Raw genomic sequence first — 19932 nt, 5'->3', positions numbered from 1 at the left:
GGATGCCCGGCACAAGGCCGGGCATGACGGGTGAGGTTCGGGCGATCTCCAAGGAGAGAGCGGCAACGATCAGTCACCCCGGCAGGAACGCCGTCCGCCCTCCGGGCTCCGCCACCGTCTCCACCGGCGCGCCATAGAGTGCGGCGAGCCGCTCCGGCGTCAGCACTTCACGCACCGGCCCCTCCGCCATCACCCCGCCGCCACGGAGCAGCGCCACCCGGTCGGCATGGCCGAGCGCCTGGTTGGGGTCGTGGGTGGTGAAGAGCACACCGAGGCCGTCGGCGGCGAGCTGGCGGATCTGCCGCATCACCTTGCCCTGGTTGCCGAAGTCGAGGCTCGCCGTCGGCTCGTCGAGGACGATGAAGCGCGGCTCCTGGGCGAGCGCCCGTGCCACCAGGACGAGCTGGCGCTCGCCGCCGGAGATCATGGTCACCGGCCGGTCCGAAAGATGGGCAATGCCGAGCCGCTCCAGCATGGATGCCGCGACGGCGCGGTCCCGCGTCCCCGGTCGCGCGAAAAGTCCGCCATGGGCGGTGCGGCCCATCAGCACCAGGTCGAAGGCGGTGAAGGCGAATGTGCCCTGGTGGCTCTGCGGCACATAGGCGACGAGCCGCGCCCGCTCGGGGATGGTCAGGGCCGCCAGCGGCCGTCCGTCGAGGCTCACCGTCCCGTCCTGCGGCGGCAGCAGGCCGAGCATCGTCTTGAGCAGGGTCGTCTTGCCGCCGCCATTGGGCCCCAGCAGGGCGAGCACCTCGCCCGCCGCTATCGCCAGCGTGACGCCCCGGCCCACCGGATGGCCGCGATAGCCGAAGGCGAGGTTGTCGGCGGCGAGGGTCATGACCAGCCGCCGCGGGAGGAGGCCAGAAGCCAGATGAAGAAGGGGGTGCCGATCACTGCGGTGAGGATGCCCAGCGGCACCTCGACCGGGCCGAGGGTGCGCGCCAGGGTGTCGATCAGCAGGAGGTAGCCGCCGCCGAGCACGGCCGAAGCGGGGATCAGCCGGCCGAAATCGGGCCCGACCAGAAAGCGCGCCAGATGCGGCACAACGAGGCCGACCCAGCCGATGATGCCGGCGGCGGCGACGCTCGCCGCGGTGGTCAGCGTCGCCGCGGCGATGATGACGACGCGCAGCAGGCCGGTCGGCAGGCCGAGGGCGCGGGCCTCCTCCTCGGGCAGCGACAGGGCATTCATCCGCCAGCGCAGCGCCATCAGCACGAGGGCGCCGAGCACGACCGGCGCGATCAGCGGCACCAGATCGGCCGGGCTCGTGGCCGAGAGCGAGCCGAGCAGCCAGAAGGTCATCGCCGGCAGCTGGTTGTAGGGATCGGCGAGAACCTTGACGAGGCCGACGCCCGCCCCGAGCAGCGAGCCGAGGACGACGCCGGTCAGGACCAGCGTCAGGATCGGATCGCCGGACCGGATCGTCGAGCCGACCGCATAGACCGCCGCCACCGCCACGAGGCCGCCGGCGAAGGCGGCCGCCTGGATGCCGAAAATGCCGAAGGACAGGAGGATGGCGAGGACGGCGCCGAGCGCTGCCCCCGACGACGCACCGAGAATATCGGGCGAGACGAGCGGATTGCGGAACAGGCCCTGGAAGGCGGCCCCGGCCACAGCCAGCGCCGCACCGCAGGCCAGCGCCGCCAGCACCCTGGGGCCGCGGATCTGGAAGACGACCGCCTCCACTGCGGGCGACAGCCCCGAGGGCACACCCGTCGCCCGCGACCACAGGGCGACGACGATGTCGGCAAGGCTCACCGGGAAGCGGCCGACGGTGAAGGCGACGACCAGCCCGAGGACGAGGACCGAGGCCGCCACGGCACCGCCGCCGAGGAATCTGAGGGGCTGCATGTCAGTCGCGGCCCGCCAGGACCCGGTCGATTTGCGCGTCGCTCGGCGTCACATGGTAGAAGAGCGTGTAGAAATCGCGCGTCAGCGAGCGGATGTCCTCGGGCACCAGCGCCGGATAGAGAATCTTGGCGAGCCACCAGAGCCCGGCCATGCGGTTGACCGAGGGCGGAAAATCGACCCACCCGAACGGCAGTTTCGGCGACAGGTGGACGCGACCGTCGACGACGGCCCTGACGCCGCGCCAGGCGGGATCGGACCGGACATTGGCCGCGAAGGTCTGGTCGATGGTGATGATGACCTCCGGATTCCAGGCGAGCACCTGTTCCAGCGAGACCTGCGCGAGACCGCCGCCGACGCCGTCGCGGGCGACATTGACCGCGCCGAGGAATTCCACCGTCTCGACATTGATCGACCCGGCGAGACCGGTCTCCAGACCCCGCGGACCGCGGGCATAATAGACGCGCGGGCGCCGCTCCGACGGAACGGTCTCGATCCGGGTGAGGAGGGTCTTCATCGTCTCGTCGCACCAGGCGGCGAGACGGCGCGCCCTGTCCTCCCGACCGGTCAACTGACCGAGGGTGATGAAGCTGCCGGCGGTCGCGTCGAAACGCCCGTCGAGCAGCGCATAGGGAATACCGGTCTGGCCCTGCACCCGGTCAGCGAGTTCGGCGAAGGTGCGCCGGGTCGAACCGACGTCGAGGATCAGGTCCGGGCTCAGCGCCAGGACAAGCTCCAGATTGGCCGTGTTGCCGCGTCCGGTGATGCGGCCGACCTCCGGCCGTGACCCGATGTCGGGCAGCAGGAACTCGCGCTCGTCCGGCCGGTTCGCCCGCGGCCAGCCGATGAGAAGATCGGGGGCGAGGGTGTAGAGCATGATTGCCGCCGGCGGCCCCGCGGGAAAGACCCGGCCGACGCGGGCCGGGATCGGCACCTGCCGGCCCGCGCCATCGATCACGAAGGGCGTCCGGCCGAGCGCCGGGGCGGCGAGGCTGGCCCCCAGCCCGCCGAGAACGATTCGCCTGTCGACTTTCCAGCTCACCCGCGGCGGCATGTCAGTCGATCGCAATCATCACGTCGGAGGCCTTCACCACGGCATAGGCACTCTGGCCGACGACCAGCCCGAGTTCGTCAACCGCTTCATTGGTGATGGCCGAGGTGACCATGGTGCCGGCGACCTCGAGTCTGACATGGGCCGTGGTGGCGCCCCTGGTGATGGAGACGACTTTTCCCTTCAGCATGTTGCGTGCACTGAGTTTCATCGCAGACACCCTCTGGTCTATGGTCCGGCCGCGACCATGACCGACGCGCGTGGCGCCGTCGAGCCCCGTGGAGCAGACAGCCGCATGACCCAACTCAACCTCGACGGCTATACGGAATTGCCCGCTGGCAAGATCGCTGCGGTGGTGACCTATCTCGACATGCGCGCACGGCCCGCCGCTCCTGTCGCCGAGCCGCTCCCGCTCCGCCCGGTGGCCCGGCCGGACCTCGCCTGGTACCGCACCTTCTATGCGGACATCGGCCTCGACTGGCTGTGGACATCGCGCCTGCTCATGGACGACGCGGCTCTCGGTGCCATCCTCCACCATCCCGGCAATGCGCTCTTCGTGGCGGACGGTGCGGCGGGCGAGATCGGCATCGTCGAGATCGACAGGCGAAACCCCGAGGATGTGGAGATTGCCTTTTTCGGACTGATGCCGGGCGCGACGGGCCAGGGTCTCGGCCCCCGTATGATGGCGGCCGCCCTTGCCGAGGCCTGGCAGCCGGACACGCGGCGTGTCTGGCTGCACACCTGCACGCTTGACCATCCCGGCGCCCTTACCTTCTACCGGCGCTGCGGCTTCGCGCCCCACAAGCGCGCCATCGAGGTGATGGATGACCCGCGGCTCTCCGGTGTCATCCCGCGCGAGGCGGCGCCGCGCATTCCCCTCATCTGAAGACGTCCGGCACCGGCGTCCAGACGACATCCTCGATGGATCGCGCGCCGCTCGCCAGCATCACCAGCCGCTCGAAGCCCAGCGCGATGCCCGCCGTCGGCGGCATCCGGGCGAGGGCGGCGAGCAGGTCCTCGTCGATGGGATAGGTCTCGCCATAGACGCGCTGCTTCTCCGCCATCGCCGACTCAAACCGCCGGCGCTGCTCTTTCGGATCGGTCAGCTCGCCGAAGGCATTGGCGAGTTCGACGCCGCAGGCATAGAGCTCGAACCGCTCGGCGACACGCGGATCACCGGGCTTGGGGCGGGCCAGCGCCGCCTCGCTGACCGGGTATTCGCACAGGATCGTCGCCCGCCCGAAGCCGAGGCGCGGCTCGATGCGCTCCACCAGCACCTTGGAGAAGATGTCGGCCCAGCCGTCGTCGTCCGAAACCCTGACGCCGGCGCGGCGCGCTTCGGCCGCCAGCGCCTGGCGGTCGGTCTCTCCCGCGGCCCCGACCGTCGCAAGAAGGTCCATGTCCGCATGGCGGCGGAAGGCCTCCGCCAGCGTCAGCCGCTCCGGTGCGAGCGCCGGATCGCAGGACCCGTCCCGCCAGACCAGGCTGTCCCGCCCCGCCGCGGCACAGGCGAGCCTCAGGAGTTCGGCACAGTCGTCCATCAACTGCTCGTAGGGTTCGCCGACGCGATACCATTCGACCATGGTGAATTCAGGATGGTGCAGCGGCCCGCGCTCGCGGTTGCGGAAGACGCGGGCGAAATCGACGATCCGCGTCTCGCCGGCAGCGATGAGCTTCTTGGCGGCGAATTCCGGCGAGGTGTGCAGGAAGAGCGGCGCCCGCCTTCCGTCGATCGTCACCGCCGCAGTGGCGAAGCCATGAAGATGCGTCTCATTGCCCGGCGAGACCTGCAGGATGCCCGCCTCCACCTCGGTGAAGTCATGGCCCACGAACCAGTGGCGCAGCGCCGCCTTGATACGCCCGCGCGCGACGAGAAAGGGCCGGCGGTCGGCGTGGCGGTCGGCATCCCACCAGGGCGAAGGGGACGGGGTCATGGACGGCTCTCCGGCGCGCCTCCCACCCGTCGTCGTTCCTTCGACGTCGTTGCGGAGCGCGGCCCTCCCCTCATAGGCTCCGCCGCGATCAAGGCAACCCGCCCCCTTCGCACACCCGAGCGAGCCCGCATGTCCGATACCGCCGCCCTCCACCCCTTCGATGCCGCGACGACCTTCACGGCGGGGTCCGACGGTTCGCTCGCCGGCACGACGTCGCCGGCCTACTGGAACATGGTCGGCCCTTTCGGCGGCATCACCGCGGCGCAGCTTCTGAAGGCGGCCATGGACCATCCCGCCTGCATCGGCGAGCCGGTGGCCCAGACGGTGAATTTCTGCGCCCCCATCGCCGAGGGGGCCTTCGTAATCCGGGTGAAGGAGGTCCGTTCCGGCCGCTCCGTCCAGCATCTCTATGCCGAACTGGTCCAGGGCGAGACCATCGCCGCCAACGCCACCATGGTCTTCGCCCGCCGCAGCGAAACCTGGCGCCACCACGCCTCCGCCATGCCGGTGGCGCCGCCGCCGGAAGCGGTGCCGGTTCTCGGCCGCAAGCCGCCGCTCGCCTGGCTGAACGCCTACGAGTTCCGCTATGTCTCGGGCCTGCCGATCATGGGCAATGAGGCCCATGCGACGCCGCAGAGTGCCCAGTCGCTGCTCTGGGTTGCCGACCAGCCGCCGCGTCCGCTCGACCATGTGGCGCTGGCCTCGCTCTGCGACATCTTCATCGTCAGGGTCTTCCAGGTCCGCGGCCTGCGCACGCCCGCCGCCACCGTGTCGATGACATCCTATTTCCATGCCGATGCCGGCGAACTCGCCGGGCAGGGCAGCAGGCCGGTGCTGGCCCGCGCCGATTCCATCCGTTTCGGTGACCAGTTCCACGACCAGCAGGCCGAGATCTGGTCGACGGCGGGCAAGCTCCTCGCCACCACCACGCAGGTCGTCTGGTTCCGCGACTAGCGCGCGGGGGTGGCGCTTTGCCGCGACTTCGTCTATGCGACGGCCCGACAGATCACGCGGGGTCGAGCCTCGCCCATCCCAAGGACCAAACCCGTGCCGAAGGTCATCGCCTCCTCCGTCCGCAAGGGCAACATTCTCGAAGTCGACGGCAAGCTCTACCTGATCGTCACCGCCCAGAACATTCATCCGGGCAAGGGCACGCCGGTGACCCAGGTCGACATGCGCCGCCTCTCCGACGGCGTGAAGGTCTCCGAGCGCTGGCGCACCACCGAGATGGTCGAGCGCGCCTATGTCGAGGACAGGCCGCACACTTATCTCTACTCCGATGGCGACGGCAACCACTTCATGAACAAGGAAACCTACGAGCAGATCGCCGTTCCCGACGACATCCTCGGCGACGCCAAGGCCTATCTCCAGAGCGAGATGGAAGTGAAGCTGTCGGTCTATGAGGGCAATGCCGTCGGCATCGAACTGCCGCAGCGCGTGACGCTCGAGGTGATGGAGACCGAGCCGGTCACCAAGGGCCAGACCGCCTCCTCCTCCTACAAGCCCGCCATCCTGTCGAACGGCGTGCGCACGCTGGTTCCGCCCCATATCGGCGTCGGCACCCGCATCGTCGTCATGACCGAGGACGGCTCCTATTCCGAGCGCGCCAAGGACTGAGTCGCAGCATCGGTGACGCTGTTGGAAGGCCGGGCTCGCGCCCGGCCTTTTTCGTGGGTGCGGGCGGCAGGGCAGTCAATGCCCCACCCCCACCCTCCCCGCGCAGCGGGGAGGGTGGGGGTGGGGCATTGGAATCGGGCCCTGGAACCACTACTCCCGCGGTGCCTGCCTCCTCGCCGCCTCACGCCTTCGCCAGCGCCTTCGCGAAGGCATAGCTGTCGGGATAGACCTCGTAGGCCGCGACGCGGTCGCCTGCGAAGCGGAAGAGGTTGACGGCCCGGACGTTCAGTTCCTCGCCGCTGGCGCGCACCCGCCAGTGCCCTGCCAGGACGATGGCCACGCCCTCGTCCCCCTCGATCCGGGCGACGGTCTCGATCGACAGGATCTCCAGGTGCTCGGCGACGCGCTTGAAGAAGGTCAGCACCTTGGTGCGCCCTTCCCAGACGCCCGCCCAGGGGACGATGCCCGGCGGGCCGTTCCAGCGCACCATGACATCGTCGGTGGTCACGGCGGCGAGGGCGCTCGCATCGCCCGCCTTCAGGGCGGCATACCAACGGTCGAGAACAGCTTGGCTCATGCTCTCTAAATGCCGGCCTCGCGCCCTCAGCGCAAGACGCGGATGAGGCGGGTGAAATCGAGGAGCGTGACGAGGGCCGAGGCGACATAGGTGAAGGCGGCCGCCCTCAGCACCGAGCGCGCCGCGGGCACGTCCTGCTCCTGCAGGTAGCCGCCGCCCGACAGCACCGGCAGCGCCTTGCCGAAGCTGGCGTCGAATTCCATCGGCAGCGTGACGAGATGGATGGCCAGCCGCGACCCGAGGAGAAGAATGGCGACGCCGACCTGGACGACGGCGATGACCGGCGACCGGACGAAGGCGAGCACAAGCGGCGCCGTCGCGAAGAGGATGGCGGCCCCGATCTCCAGCTTCTGCGCCGCCTGGGCCATGCGGATGCGCCAGAGGAACAGGCGGTCGCCGTCGCGGTGCTGGATGGCATGGCCGACCTCGTGGGCGGCGACCGCCACGGCCGTCACCGAGCGGCCGTCATGGACCTCCGGGGACAGACGGATCACCCGGTCGATCGGGTCGTAGTGATCACCCGCATCGGTCAGTTCGACCGTGACGTCGGCAAGCCCGGCCTGTTCCAGGAGGTGGACGGCGAGTTCGCCGCCGGTGCCGGGAAAATCCTCGCGCGCGACGCCGTGGCGGCGCATTTCCCGCTTCACCCACCATTGCGGGCCGAAGATCAGGGCGAGCAGGGCGACGACGCCGAGGAGGATGAGAAAGGGCATGGCGTCTTAAGTCGTCATGCCCGGTTGCAAAGCGCAAGGGGCGGCAGACACGCCGCGACCCATGGCCCCAGTCTCACGCCAACCAGCGCTTGCGCCGCTTGTAGCTCTTCACGTCGCGGAAGCTCTTCTTGTCGCCCTCGGAGACGCCGAGATAGAACTCCTTGACGTCCTCGTTCTCGCGCAACGCCTTGGCATCGCCGTCCATGACGATGCGGCCGGTCTCCATGATGTAGCCGAAGGTGGCGTAGCGCAGCGCCATGTTGGTGTTCTGCTCGGCGACGAGGAAGGAGACGCCCTCGCGCGCGTTGATGTCGCGGACGATCTCGAAGATCTGCTCGACGATCTGCGGCGCCAGCCCCATGGAGGGCTCGTCGAGAAGGACCATCTTCGGCCGGCTCATCAGCGCCCGGCCGATGGCGCACATCTGCTGCTCGCCGCCCGACGTGTAGCCGGACATCGCATGCCGGCGCTCCTTCAGACGCGGGAAATAGGCGTAGATCTTGTCCATGTCGTCGCGGATGGCGGCCTTGCCGTCGCGGCGGGTGAAGGCCCCGGTGAGGAGGTTCTCCTCGATGGTCAGGTGGCCGAAACAGTGCCGCCCCTCCATCACCTGGATGCAGCCGCGGCGGACGAGTTCGTTCGGCGAGCGCGCCTGCACCTCCTCGCCCTCGAAGACGATGGAGCCCTTGGTGACCTCGCCGCGCTCGGCATGGAGCAGGTTGGAGATCGCCTTCAATGTCGTTGTCTTGCCGGCGCCGTTGGCCCCGAGAATGGCGACGATGCCGCCGCGCGGCACCACCAGCGAGACACCCTTCAGCACGAGGATGACGTGGTCGTAGATGACCTCGATATTGCTGACGTTCAGGATCAGGTCCTGGGCGGGGGCGGGCGTCGCATGGGGCTGGGCGGTCATGGAGGTCCTCATACCCGCCGCTCGTCAGGCCCGGGGGCGTTCCGGGCCGCGACGACGATCCGACGGACGGTGATCAGTCGTGAATGACCCGGACACGCCCGGGCATGACGTCTTGGCAGGCGAGCGTGACGGGAGCCGCGGCGAACCGCGGCTCCCGCCGTCAGGTGTCAGGACGGCTGGTCGCAGGTCTCGCTGCGCGCCGGCCAGCCGGCATTGGACGTCGCATAGGCGCGCGCCGCCTCTTCCAGCATCGGGCGGATGCGGGCACGGTCCGGGCGGATCCAGTCGGAGGCGCGGTTCCACTTGGTGCCGTCCCACTGGATCACGAAGGCCGCGTGATGGCCGTTATGGTCGGCGCAGGTCAGCGCCACCGGCGCCGCGAAGTCGGGAGCGCCGAGTTCGGTCCAGCGGGCCGCGCTGATGTTGAGCACCTCGAAGCCGCGGCGGACATCCTCGCCCGTCACGACGCGCTTGCCGGTGAGGCGCTGGGCGTTGCGGATCGCCTCGGCGATGAGAATGCCCTGGTAGACACCGCGGTTGTAGAGGTTCTCGCCGATCTTCTCGCGGGCCGTGTTGGACTGGCCGCGATCGACCACATGGCGGATGATGTCCTGGATGACGGGGAAGTTCGTTCCCACCTGGTGCCAGGACAGGGCGAGGTAGCCGCGGGCGTCGGGGCCCGCCGGACGGGCGTCGTCGTCGCCACCGGCCCACCAGATGCCGATGACCTTGTCACGCGGGAAGCCGGTACGGCCGGCCTCGCGCACGGCGGTGGGGTTCATCGCGCCCCAGCCCTGGACGAGCACCCAGTCGGTGCGGTCGCGCCGGATGGCGAGCCATGTCGACGACTGGTTCTGCATCTCGGCCGGCGGGATCGGATAGGTCTTGAGGGTGAAGCCATGCTCGCGGGCGAGAGCCTCGAGAACCGGGATCGGCTCGCGACCGAAAGGCGCGTCAAGCAGGATGAGCCCGATCGTCTTGCCACGCAGATTGGCGAGGCCGCCTTCGCGCTGGGCGATGTACTGGATCCAGACGGAGGCGCCGTCCCAATAGGTCAGCGGCGGATTGAACACCCAGGGGAAGGTGCTGCCGACAGCCGCGGCCGAGAGACCGTAGGCCATCGAGAAGATCGGCATCTTGTCGATATGCGCGCGCGGGATGGTGGCGAGCGCAGCGCCCGTGGACCAGGGCACGTAGACGACCGAGTTCTTCGCCTTGGCCTGTTCCCAGCACTCGACGGAGCGACGGGTATCGTACTGGGTCTCGCATTCCTCGAAGTTGATGCGCACGCCGCCGATGCCGCCATCGCGGTTGTTCAGCATGGTGAAATAGTCGCGCACACCATCGGCCACCGGAATGCCGGAGCCGGAGAAGGCGCCGGTCCGGTAGGTGTTGTGCACGAAATTGATCGATTCCTGTGCGCCGACCGGCGACACCGCGGCGAACCCGGCGACGAGGCCAAGCCCGAGCCCGAGGGCCAATCTGGTGGTCTTCATGGCGTTCTCCCTTTGGAACGTTCCCCTGGAACGGTTTTTATCGAAGGCTGCCGGGCGTATGGCGCCCGATCGTTGTGGATGGGTGTCAGTATGGGAACGGCCAGACCCTGAGCTTCTGCTTGGCGATTTGCCAGAGCCGGGCGAGGCCGTGCGGTTCGACGATGAGCAGGTAGATGGTCAGCGCACCGATCACCATGACGACGATCTTCTCGGCGATCGCGCCGGTGATGGCGATGCCGATGGCAGGCAGGCCGAATTTCAGGATGGTCGGCAGGGCGACGATGAAGCCGGCCCCGAAGAAGGAGCCGATCATCGAACCGAGCCCGCCGATGATCACGGCGAAGAGGATGATGAAGGACAGGCGGATGCCGAACTCGGTGCCGGCCTCGGCCCCGCCGAGATAGATGAACACGAAGAGCGCACCGGAAACGCCGCAATAGAACGACGACACTGCGAAGGCGAGGAGCTTGGTCTCCAGCAGCTTGATGCCCATGAGCTGGGCGGCGATGTCCATGTCGCGCACCGCCATCCAGGAACGGCCGATGCGGCCATGGACGATGTTCGAGGCGACCCAGGTCAGGACCACGACGAAGGTCAGGGCGATCAGATATTTGACCTCGATGGCGGCGGTCGGCCCGGTGATCGCCACGCCGAACACGGTGCGCAGCGGCACCTCGATGGCCCCCGAGGGATTGTAGTTGTAGAGCCAGGGAATGCGCACGAAGGCCCATTGCAGGAAGAACTGGGCGGCAAGGGTCGCAACGGCGAGATAGAGGCCCTTGATGCGCAGGCTGGGCAGTCCGAAAACCACCCCGATGCCCGCCGAGAAGAAGCCGGAGACGAGGATCCAGACGAGGATGTTCACCTCGGGAAACAGCGTCGTCAGCTTGTAGCAGGCATAGGCCCCGACCCCCATGAAACCGGCCGTCCCGAGCGAGATGAGGCCGGTATAGCCGGTGAGGATGTTGAGGCCGATCACCGCCAGGACCAGTGCCAGGAACGGCAGCATGATGGTCTTGAGGATGAAGTCGCTCGCCATCAGCGGCACCGCCACATAGGCCAGCGCCAGGATGATGAGGATGCCGATGCGATCCTGCCGCAGCGGGAAGATCGCCATATCGGACTGGTAGGTCGTCTTGTACTGGCCGGCCTCGCGATAGAACATGGGACGCTCCGGTCAGATCCGCTCGATGATCTTGTCGCCGAACAGGCCCTGCGGCCTGAACATGAGGAACATCAGAGCGATGATATAGGCGAGCCAGCTCTCGATGCCGCCGCCGAGCAGCGGGCCCCAGTAGAACTCGCCGATCTTCTCGCCGACGCCGATGATCAGGCCGCCGACAATGGCGCCGGGAATCGAGGTGAAGCCGCCGACGATGAGAACCGGCAGCGCCTTCAGGGCGATGATCTCCAGCGCGAAGGACACGTCGGAGCGCGCGCCCCACATGATGCCGGTGAGCAGCGCCACGATGCCGGCGGTGAACCAGACGATCACCCAGATCTGGTTGAGCGAGATGCCGACCGACAGCGCCGCCTTGTGGCTGTCGGCGACGGCCCTCAGCGCCCGCCCGATGCGCGTGTATTGGAAGAAGAAGCCGAGCACGGCGATCATCACCGCGGCGATGATCGCCGCAGCCAGATCGAGGTGCTGGATATTGACGCGCCCGCCGGCGAAATCGAGCATGGTCGAGCCGGTGGGCAGGCCCAGTTGCGAGGTGATCATCACCTTCGGGCTGCCGCCGAAGATATACTCGCCGAAGCCGATGAGGAAATAGGTCAGGCCGACGGTCGCCATCAGCATGATGATGTCGGGCTGGTTGACCAGCGGGCGCAGCACGATGCGCTCCACCGCGACGGCGAGGACGAACATGATTCCGATCGCGCCGGCCATCGCCACGATGGCGGCGACGAAGCCCGCCGGCATGCCGAGCGTCAGCGTCAGGAACTCGTAGAAGCCGACCAGCGACAGGGCAGCGAAGACCACCATGATGCCCTGGGCGAAGTTGAAGACCCCAGAGGCCTTGAAGATCAGCACGAAGCCCAGGGCGATGAGCGAATAAAGCACGCCGGCGACGAAGCCCTCCCAGACCGTCTGGACGAGGAGATCCGGCATGTCGACCATCGACACGAAGGGGTCGACGAAGATCTTGTAGGTCCAGTCGTTGCGCGTGATCGTGCCGGTCTGTGTCGCCACCACCAGCGCGGCGATGAACAGGGCGAGCACGCCTCCGGCGATCAGCCCGTTGCGCTGGCTCTCGCCGAGGAACGGCTTGCGTGTCGTCAGGGTGGCATCCGTCATGACCCGTTCCTCAATGCCCGACGCCGAGATAGGCATCGATGACGCGCTGGTCGCGCTTGACCTCGTCCGGCGTTCCGTCGGCGATCTTGCGGCCGTATTCGAGAACCACCACACGGTCCGACAGGTCCATCACCACCCCCATGTCATGCTCGATCAGGGCGATCGTCGTCCCGTACTGGTTCGACACGTCGATGATGAAGCGGCACATGTCCTCCTTCTCCTCGAGGTTCATGCCGGCCATCGGCTCGTCGAGCAGCAGCACCTCCGGCTCCATGGCCAGCGCCCGGCCGAGCTCGACACGCTTCTGCAGGCCATAGGGCAGCTTGCCGACCGGCGTCTTGCGGATGTGCTGGATCTCGAGAAAGTCGATGATCTCCTCGACGAAGCGGCGATGGGCAATCTCCTCGTCCATGGCCGGGCCGTAGCGCAGGATGTGCCAGAAGAAGCTGCGGTTCATCTTCAGGGTGCGGCCGGCCATGATGTTGTCCAGCGTCGACATGCCCTTGAACAGTGCCACGTTCTGGAAGGTGCGGGCGATGCCGCCGGCAGCCGCCTCGTGCGGGCGCATCTTCGGACGGGTCTCGCCCTTGAAGGTGATCCGGCCTTCGGTCGGGTGGTAGAAGCCGTTGATGCAATTGAGCATCGAGGTCTTGCCGGCGCCGTTGGGGCCGATGATGGCGCGCACTTCGCCCTTCTTGATGTCGAAGGAGACGTCGGTCAGCGCCTTCACGCCGCCGAAGCTGAGCGAGACGTTGTCGACGGCGAGGATGACCTCGCCTGCGGCGATGTCGGTGGCAGACGGCGCTCTCATTCCGCGGCCTCCTTGAACGCGCTGCCGGTGACCGGATGGACGGTCATGTCGATGATCTCCACATCGCCCTCGATGATGCCCTTGCGTCCGTCCTCGAAGGTCACCTCGGTGCGGATCCGGCCACGCTTCGACCCGTCATAGAGCGCTTCGACCAGCGGCATGTAGCGCTCGGCGATGAACCCGCGGCGCACCTTCTGGGTGCGCGTCAGTTCGCCGTCATCGGCATCGAGTTCCTTGTGCAGGACGAGGAAGCGCCGGATCTGGGCCCCGCCCATCAGCGGCTCCTCGGCGAGGGACCGGTTCACCGCGTCGACATGAGCGGTCAGCGTCTTCAGCACGTCCCGATGCCCGGCGAGCTCCTGGTAGGACCCGTAGGAGACATTGTTGCGCTCGGCCCAGGAGCCGACCGCGGTCAGGTCGATATTGAGGAAGCAGGTGACGAAATCGCGATCCTGACCGAAGGCCACGACTTCCTTGATGTTCGGATAGAATTTGAGCTTGTTCTCGATATATTTCGGCGCGAACAGCGCGCCCGAGCGCAGCTTACCGACATCCTTGGCCCGGTCGATGATCTTCAGGTGGCCGGTCTTCGGATCGAAGAAACCGGCATCACCGGAGCGCACCCAGCCGTCGGCGGTCTTGGTCTCGGCCGTCTTCTCGGGATCCTTGTAATAGCCGAGGAAAACGCCGGGCGAGCGGTAAAGAACCTCGCCGTTGTCGTCGATCTTCAGTTCGACATCGATATTCGGCTTGCCGACCGTGTCGGCATAGATCTCGCCGTCGGGCTGGGCAGTGATGTAGACGCTGGCTTCCGTCTGGCCGTAGAGCTGCTTGAGGTTGATGCCGAGCGAGCGGAAGAACTTGAAGATCTCCGGCCCGATCGCCTCGCCCGCCGTGTAGCCGACGCGGATATTGGTGAGGCCGAAGCGGTTCTTCAGCGGGCCGTAGACCAGCATCTCGCCCACCGCATATTGCAGCCTGGCGCCGAGCGGTACCGGCTCCTTGTTGAGGATCTTCTCGCCCCATTCCTTGGCGACGCCGATGAAATAGTCGAACATCTTCTTCTGCAGGGGGCCGGCATCCTCCATGCGCACCATGGTCTGGGTGAGCAGGTTCTCGTAGACGCGCGGCGGCGCGAAGGCATAGGAGGTGCCGATCTCGCGGCGGTCCTCCATCACGGTCTCGGCGCTCTCCGGACAGTTCACGCAGAAGCCGAGCACATAGGACTGGGCATAGGAGAAGATGTTGTCGCCGACCCAGGCGAGCGGCAGATAGGCGATGGTCTCCTCGGTCTCGGTGAGCCCGTCGAACAATCCGCCGTTCTTCGCCGAGACGATGACATTGTCATTGGACAGCATCACGCCCTTCGGCCGCCCCGTCGTTCCCGACGTGTACAGCATGATCGCGAGGTCAGCGCCCTTGCCCAGCGCGATGGCCTCGTCCAGCGCCTTCACCTTGGCGGGATCGCCGGCGGCCTTGCGACCGATCTCCTGCACCTCCTCGAAGGCATGCATGCGCGAATGGTCATAGTCTCTCAGGCCACGCGGCTCGTCGTAGATGACATGCGCGAGGTGCGGCAGCCGCTCGGACACCGAAAGCAGCTTGTCGACCTGTTCCTGGTCCTCGACCACGGCCATCGAGGCTTCGGCATGTTCGAGCACATAGGCCATCTCGTCGGCGACCGAATCCGAATAGACCGGCACCGGAACCCCGCCCCAGGACTGGATGGCGGCCATGGACCAGTAGAGCTTCGGCCTGTTGCGCCCGACGATGGCGACCTTGTCGCCGCGTTTCAGACCGAGTTCGCCGAGACCGAGCGCGAAGTCGCGCACCTCGCGGGCCACCTCGGCCCAGGTCCAGGTCCGCCAGATTCCGAGATCCTTGTGGCGCATGGCCGGTCGCGCAGCGAAGCGGACAGCATTCAGCTCCAGCAGCTTCGGAAATGTGTCGTGAGCACCGGTGACGGCGCGCGCGTCGGCGTGGTGAGCCACGGCCGGCGTCCTCCCTGTTTCCATCAGCGTTGCACCCGTCGGATGCAACGCGATTCCCTCTAAGGCCCGTTTTCGGGCTCTGCATCGCCACAGGACCCCGTTAGATCGGGAACCGAAGCGAAGTGGAGCGGATAGTTGAACGCACCTTCGCCGAAATCAAGGGGACCAAAGGCTATACCCGGCTCGGCCGGACGACGGATGGCCGTTACGGAAAGCCAAAAGCTGCCGGGAAGGCCGCTTTTGTTCAAGAACCCCTGGTCCCCCGTGGTAAGAGGTCGCGGATGATCCCTGCCGGCGACACCAGTGACCTGATGAGCCTCGGGCCGCTCTCGGCCGGCGAGACGGCGCGTTTCTTCGCGGCCCACAGGCTCGACGGCATGGACTGCCTCAGCGCCACCTTCCGCACCCATGTCTATGCCCCGCACATGCACGACACCTACGTCATCGGCACCATCGAGAGTGGCTGGGAGAAGGTCTCGGCGCTCGGCAGGAAGGGTCACGCAGGGCCGGGCGATCTCGTCTTTGTCATGCCGCAGGACGTCCATGACGGTGCGCCAGCCGAGGGAGGCTATTCCTACCGCATGACCTATCCGGGGCAGGACTTCCTCCGCGACCTCGCGGAGGCCGTGACCCGGCGTCCCGTGGCCGCGGCACCGTTCTTCCGCGATCCCGTCGTCCACGACCCCGAAGGCGCGCGCCTCTTCGCGGCGGCGCATCACGCGCTCGAGGCGGGCGGCGAGGGCCTGGCCGGCGAGGAGCTTCTGCTGCGCGCCTATGCGCGGACCCTCGTCCTCCATGCCGGCATGGCGCCTGCGCCGGAGGGCGAGGAGGCCGTCCCGGTCAACCGCATCCGCGAGATGATCGAGGCCCGCCATCAGGAGGACCTGTCCCTGGCGGAACTCGCGGCGGCGGTGGGCTGGTCCCGCCATCACCTGATCCGCGCCTTTCGTCGCCAGGTCGGCCTCACCCCGCACGCCTATCTCATCGATGTCAGGGTGCGGCGCGCGCAGATGCGCCTGCGCGCCGGCGCGGGCCTGGCCACGACCGCGGTCGCGACCGGCTTTGCCGACCAGGCCCATCTCACCCGCGCCTTCAAGGCCCGGATCGGCGTGCCGCCCGGGGCTTACCGTAGGGCCGTGCGCGACGAGGCCGCCGCGGCCTAGACGTCGCGACAGAACGGCGATTTCGCTCAAGAAGCCGGCCCTCATCTCTGGCATGCAGAGACCATGACCGGTTCACCCCCCGATTCCTCCCCCAGCCCCCTGTCCGAATGGCGCGAGGGCATCGCCGAACTCGCCCCCGCCATGATCGCGGCCATGCCGCTGGCCCTGCTCTATGGCGCCATTGCCGCGAGCAAGGGGCTCTCGCCCTTCGCGGTCGCGCTGTCATCGGGGCTGGTCTTCGCCGGCGGCGCCCAACTCGCGGCGATCGAGATGTGGACGAGCCCCGTGCCTGTCGCGGCCATCGTCCTGTCCACCCTGCTCATCAATGCGCGCTACGTGCTGATGGCCGCCTCCCTGGCCCCCAAGGTCGCCCACATGCCGCTCTGGGCACGCCTTCTCGGTTTCCATGTCCTCGCCGACGAGAACTGGGCGCTGGCAGAGCGACGCGCGGCGATGCGCCGGCTGACCCTCCCCTATTTCCTCCGCGCCGGGGCGGTGTTCTGGCTCAACTGGGTGGCCTTCTCCTGGGCAGGTGCCATCCTCGGTCCCATTATCGGCGACCCCCGCCGCTTCGGCGCCGATTTCGCCTTCACCGCCATTTTCATCGGCCTTGTCGCGAGCTTCGTGACAACGCGCCGCCACATCGCCGTGGTCGTCGCCAGCGCCGCGGCGGCGACCCTCACCCACTGGACGCTCGGCTCGCCCTGGCACGTGCTCGCCGGCGCCTTTGCCGGCATGGGCATGGCCGTTCTGGTCTGGGTCCCCGCGCCGGAGGCCGCACCATGAGCCTCGACGTCACGACCCTCCTCGCCATTCTCGGCATGGCCCTCGCCACCTATGCCTGCCGGCTGACCGGCCTCCTGGTCGGCGCGCGCCTGGCACTGGCCGGCCGCGCCAAGGCCGCCCTCGACGCCATTCCGCCGGCCGTGCTGACCGCCGTCATCGCCCCGACGCTCTTCGCCACCGGCTGGCCGGAGACGCTGGCGGGCGCCGTCACCATCCTCGCCGCGCTTCGCCTGCCGCTGCTCGGGGTCATTGCCACCGGCGTCGCCGCCATCGTCGCCCTGCGCCTGCTGGCGGGGTGAGCGTGCGGCCTAAGCCTTCGGTCGTCCCAGCCCCGCCGCGATGGCGATGCCCGATGCGACGATGAGCCCGATCCCGGCGAAGGTCACGACATCGGGCCGCTCGCCGAAGAACACCATGCCGATGACCAGCGCGAAGGCGGTCTTGGTGTAGTTGAACGGTCCGACCTGCGAGACCGGTGCCATCCGGAAGGCCTGGATGATGGCGGCCTGACCGCCGGCCAGCAGAAGTCCGGCGAGGCCGATCATCAGCGTCTGCTCGATGCCCATGGGGGCGAGACCCTGCACCGTGGCCAGGGCGAGGGCAGCGACCATGACGACGCTGACCGTGGAAAAGGTCACCGTGCCCGAGGCGATGTGGGCGGGCAGGAATTTCACGGTGATGTCGCGGAATACGAAACAGACCGTGGTGGCGAGCACCAGACCGATCGCCGGATCGAAGCCCGAGGAGAAGGGGCGGGCGATGAGCACGATGCCGACGAAGCCGCAGATCACCACCAGCCACTGGAGCGGGCTGACCTTCTCGCCGAGCACCAGCACGGCGATCGGCAGCAGGAACATCGGCATCGACTGGGACACCGCCGTGACATCGCCGATCGGCATGCGCCAGAGCGCCTGGAACAGGAAGAACACCGCGAGGCCTTCCGCCAGCGACCGGCCGACGACCAGCGGGTGCCAGAAGCCGCGCAGCGAGAACCGCGATCCCGACACGGCGAGCCAGGCGGCGACACCGAGGGTTGCGAAAAGGCCCCGCACGCCGAGCGACTGGGCCACCGTCAGCGATCCCATATAGGCCTTGACGATGGCATCGTTGGTGGCGAACAGCAGCATGCCGAGCGTCATCAGCGCCATGCCGATGCGCAGCTTGCGGGCCTCCTCCGGGCCGTTCACGCCACGCCCGCACGCAGGAGATCGTGGACGTGCAGGATGCCCACGGGCCGCCCCGCTTCGACCGCGAAGAGCGCGGTGATCTTGGTGCGGTTGAGGAGGTCGAGGATCTCGCTCGCGAACTGGTCGGGCCGGGCGGTCTTGGGCGCGCGGGTCATCACCGCCTCGACCGGCATGGCCAGAAGATCGGATTGCATGTGGCGCCGCAGGTCGCCGTCGGTGACGATTCCGGCCAGCGCGCCGACCGCATCGACGATGCCGCAGCAGCCGAAACCCTTGGCGGTCATCTCGATCAGCACCTCGCTCATCGGCGTGCCGAGTGGCTTCAGCGGCAGGGATGCGCCCTGATGCATCACGTCGCGGACCTGGGCGAGAACGGCGCCGAGCTTGCCGCCGGGGTGGAAGGTGCGGAAATCCGCGGCGGTGAAGCCGCGTTCCTCCAGCAGCGCGATGGCCAGCGCATCACCGATGGCGAGTTGCATCAGCGTCGAGGTCGTCGGCGCCAGCCCGTTCGGGCAGGCCTCCTCGGCCCGCGGCAGGCCGAGGACGACGTCGGCGGCCTTGCCGAGCGCCGATTCGCCCGCCGAGGTGATGGCCACGAGACCGACACCGAAGCGGCGGGAAAAGGCGACGAGATCGCGCAGCTCAACCGTCTCGCCCGACCAGGAGAGGGCGAGGATGGCATCGTCGGCGGTCACCATGCCGAGATCGCCGTGGCTTGCCTCGCCGGGATGGACGAAGAAGGCCGGCGTCCCCGTCGAGGCCAGCGTCGCGGCGATCTTGCGCCCGACATGGCCGGACTTGCCCATGCCGGTGACAATCACCCGGCCCTTGACGTCCTTGAGCAGCGCAACGGCCGCCGCGAAGGGCTCGCCGAGACCGTTGGACAGCGCAGCCTCGAGCGCGGCGAGGCCGGAGGCCTCGACCGACAGGGTGCGGAGCGCCGAGGCGAGGGCGGTGGACCGGGGCTCGGACGAGGACGCGTGATGGGCCATGGCTCAGTTCGATGGCCGGACCATCCGGCGGGACACCGGCGCCGACGGGGCTGGCGGAAGGCCGGACCCTTAGCATGATGCTTGGCCGGGCGCACCCTCTGCGAGGGAGAGCCATGGGCCATCAACCCCGCGTTAACCACGGCTCTTTACGACTTGTTGAGGAAATCCGCGGGGAAGAATCGCGTCTTGGGTCACATTGCCCGCCTGCTCTTGGGTGTCAGCGCCCTGGCGCTTGTCCTCGCCGGGACGGGCTCGCCGGCCTTTGCCCAGCGCCTGCAGACCGCGACCCCGCCGACCAGCACGGACGATGCCGGTCGCGACGCCGGCTGGCAGGGCCTCGGCCCTATCGAGCCCGCGGCGCCGAACCCGCTCTCCGCTCCCCCGAGCGATGCCGAAGCCGCCGGACTGCGGTCAACCGTTGCGCCGGTGCCTGGCGAATCGCGCACCGTCGGCGCCCAGCGCGACCGGGCGCGGGCCGAAGCGCGGCGCGCCCCCTGGAACGCCCGTCCGGTCGGACCGACGGCCCTGCCGCCCGATGCCGGCGTGGCGGCACC

21 protein-coding genes and 1 pseudogene are annotated in these 19932 nt (G+C 68.1%); 7 read left to right on the top strand and 15 right to left on the bottom strand.

What is annotated here, in order from left to right:
- Positions 1-73 precede the first annotated feature (73 nt).
- From Q0C57_RS08140 to Q0C57_RS08125, 4 genes are read right to left on the bottom strand one after another with little or no spacing between them, the layout of a single operon-like run.
- A complete protein-coding gene (locus Q0C57_RS08140; protein ID WP_296574738.1) occupies positions 74-838 on the bottom strand; it encodes an ABC transporter ATP-binding protein in 765 nt (254 codons plus the stop codon).
- On the bottom strand, positions 835-1851 hold the full coding sequence (locus Q0C57_RS08135; protein WP_296574735.1) for an iron ABC transporter permease: 1017 nt from the start codon (positions 1849-1851) through the stop codon (positions 835-837). The genes Q0C57_RS08140 and Q0C57_RS08135 overlap by 4 nt, the downstream gene beginning before the upstream one ends.
- A 1-nt stretch (position 1852) precedes the next feature.
- Positions 1853-2902, bottom strand: coding sequence for an iron ABC transporter substrate-binding protein (locus tag Q0C57_RS08130; RefSeq protein WP_296574732.1), 1050 nt, complete (start codon positions 2900-2902; stop codon positions 1853-1855).
- A gap of 1 nt (position 2903) precedes the next feature.
- Positions 2904-3110, bottom strand: coding sequence for a TOBE domain-containing protein (locus tag Q0C57_RS08125; RefSeq protein ID WP_296574730.1), 207 nt, complete (start codon positions 3108-3110; stop codon positions 2904-2906).
- Positions 3111-3194: 84 nt separating this feature from the next.
- Here Q0C57_RS08125 and Q0C57_RS08120 point away from each other — a divergent pair, with 84 nt between their 5' ends.
- Positions 3195-3785 carry an N-acetyltransferase gene (locus Q0C57_RS08120; protein WP_296574727.1) on the top strand — a complete coding sequence of 197 codons (591 nt, stop codon included), beginning with the start codon at positions 3195-3197 and terminating at the stop codon, positions 3783-3785.
- Here the strand turns inward: Q0C57_RS08120 and epmA are convergent.
- Positions 3778-4833 (bottom strand): EF-P lysine aminoacylase EpmA, encoded by a 1056-nt coding sequence (epmA, locus tag Q0C57_RS08115; RefSeq protein WP_296574724.1) that lies wholly within the window; start codon positions 4831-4833, stop codon positions 3778-3780. The two genes, Q0C57_RS08120 and epmA, sit on opposite strands and share 8 nt — an antisense overlap.
- A 129-nt stretch (positions 4834-4962) precedes the next feature.
- Between epmA and Q0C57_RS08110 the strand changes: the two genes are divergently transcribed.
- Entirely contained in the window at positions 4963-5787 is an 825-nt protein-coding gene (locus Q0C57_RS08110; RefSeq protein WP_296574722.1) for a thioesterase family protein, read from the top strand.
- Between the two features lie 93 nt (positions 5788-5880).
- Complete coding sequence (gene efp, locus Q0C57_RS08105; RefSeq protein ID WP_296574719.1) at positions 5881-6450, top strand: elongation factor P; 570 nt, start codon at positions 5881-5883, stop codon at positions 6448-6450.
- 181 nt (positions 6451-6631) lie between these two features.
- On the opposite strand, the gene Q0C57_RS08100 is transcribed toward efp, so the two are convergent.
- The 8 genes from Q0C57_RS08100 to Q0C57_RS08065 all read right to left on the bottom strand — a co-directional run bounded on the left by Q0C57_RS08100 (position 6632) and on the right by Q0C57_RS08065 (position 15250).
- On the bottom strand, positions 6632-7027 hold the full coding sequence (locus tag Q0C57_RS08100) for a nuclear transport factor 2 family protein (protein WP_296574716.1): 396 nt from the start codon (positions 7025-7027) through the stop codon (positions 6632-6634).
- Between the two features lie 26 nt (positions 7028-7053).
- A complete protein-coding gene (locus tag Q0C57_RS08095) occupies positions 7054-7740 on the bottom strand; it encodes a zinc metallopeptidase (protein WP_296574713.1) in 687 nt (228 codons plus the stop codon).
- 73 nt (positions 7741-7813) lie between these two features.
- On the bottom strand, positions 7814-8653 hold the full coding sequence (locus Q0C57_RS08090) for an ABC transporter ATP-binding protein (protein WP_296574710.1): 840 nt from the start codon (positions 8651-8653) through the stop codon (positions 7814-7816).
- A gap of 167 nt (positions 8654-8820) precedes the next feature.
- Positions 8821-10149 (bottom strand): ABC transporter substrate-binding protein, encoded by a 1329-nt coding sequence (locus Q0C57_RS08085; protein ID WP_296574708.1) that lies wholly within the window; start codon positions 10147-10149, stop codon positions 8821-8823.
- Positions 10150-10234: 85 nt separating this feature from the next.
- Positions 10235-11314 (bottom strand): branched-chain amino acid ABC transporter permease, encoded by a 1080-nt coding sequence (locus Q0C57_RS08080; RefSeq protein WP_296574706.1) that lies wholly within the window; start codon positions 11312-11314, stop codon positions 10235-10237.
- Between the two features lie 12 nt (positions 11315-11326).
- Complete coding sequence (locus tag Q0C57_RS08075; protein ID WP_296575004.1) at positions 11327-12271, bottom strand: branched-chain amino acid ABC transporter permease; 945 nt, start codon at positions 12269-12271, stop codon at positions 11327-11329.
- A gap of 187 nt (positions 12272-12458) precedes the next feature.
- On the bottom strand, positions 12459-13259 hold the full coding sequence (locus tag Q0C57_RS08070) for an ABC transporter ATP-binding protein (RefSeq protein WP_296574701.1): 801 nt from the start codon (positions 13257-13259) through the stop codon (positions 12459-12461).
- A complete protein-coding gene (locus Q0C57_RS08065) occupies positions 13256-15250 on the bottom strand; it encodes an AMP-binding protein (protein WP_296574699.1) in 1995 nt (664 codons plus the stop codon). Before Q0C57_RS08065 ends, Q0C57_RS08070 begins: the two co-directional genes overlap by 4 nt.
- A gap of 281 nt (positions 15251-15531) precedes the next feature.
- On the opposite strand from Q0C57_RS08065, the gene Q0C57_RS08060 reads away from it, so the two are divergent.
- The 3 genes from Q0C57_RS08060 (at position 15532) to Q0C57_RS08050 (ending at position 17498) form a co-directional block, all read left to right on the top strand.
- On the top strand, positions 15532-16413 hold the full coding sequence (locus tag Q0C57_RS08060) for an AraC family transcriptional regulator (protein ID WP_296574696.1): 882 nt from the start codon (positions 15532-15534) through the stop codon (positions 16411-16413).
- 63 nt (positions 16414-16476) lie between these two features.
- Positions 16477-17199 carry an AzlC family ABC transporter permease gene (locus Q0C57_RS08055; protein ID WP_296574692.1) on the top strand — a complete coding sequence of 241 codons (723 nt, stop codon included), beginning with the start codon at positions 16477-16479 and terminating at the stop codon, positions 17197-17199.
- Positions 17196-17498, top strand: coding sequence for an AzlD domain-containing protein (locus Q0C57_RS08050; protein WP_296574688.1), 303 nt, complete (start codon positions 17196-17198; stop codon positions 17496-17498). The genes Q0C57_RS08055 and Q0C57_RS08050 overlap by 4 nt, the downstream gene beginning before the upstream one ends.
- Before the next feature lie 9 nt (positions 17499-17507).
- Here Q0C57_RS08050 and Q0C57_RS08045 read toward each other — a convergent pair whose 3' ends face one another.
- Together Q0C57_RS08045 and Q0C57_RS08040 are read right to left on the bottom strand one after the other, a co-directional pair.
- Entirely contained in the window at positions 17508-18386 is an 879-nt protein-coding gene (locus Q0C57_RS08045; RefSeq protein ID WP_296574685.1) for a DMT family transporter, read from the bottom strand.
- The gene (locus Q0C57_RS08040) at positions 18383-19378 is read right to left on the bottom strand and encodes a KpsF/GutQ family sugar-phosphate isomerase (RefSeq protein WP_296574682.1); all 996 of its coding nucleotides are present in this window, start codon (positions 19376-19378) and stop codon (positions 18383-18385) included. Before Q0C57_RS08040 ends, Q0C57_RS08045 begins: the two co-directional genes overlap by 4 nt.
- Positions 19379-19564: 186 nt before the next feature.
- On the opposite strand from Q0C57_RS08040, the pseudogene Q0C57_RS08035 reads away from it, so the two are divergent.
- A pseudogene (locus Q0C57_RS08035) lies at positions 19565-19932 on the top strand (hypothetical protein); the annotation flags it as partial.

This window comes from Phreatobacter sp. (assembly GCF_022843985.1).
Classification (GTDB): domain Bacteria; phylum Pseudomonadota; class Alphaproteobacteria; order Rhizobiales; family Phreatobacteraceae; genus Phreatobacter.
The sequence above is the reverse complement of the archived record's forward strand: the minus strand, read 5'-3'. Positions and strand labels throughout refer to the sequence as shown.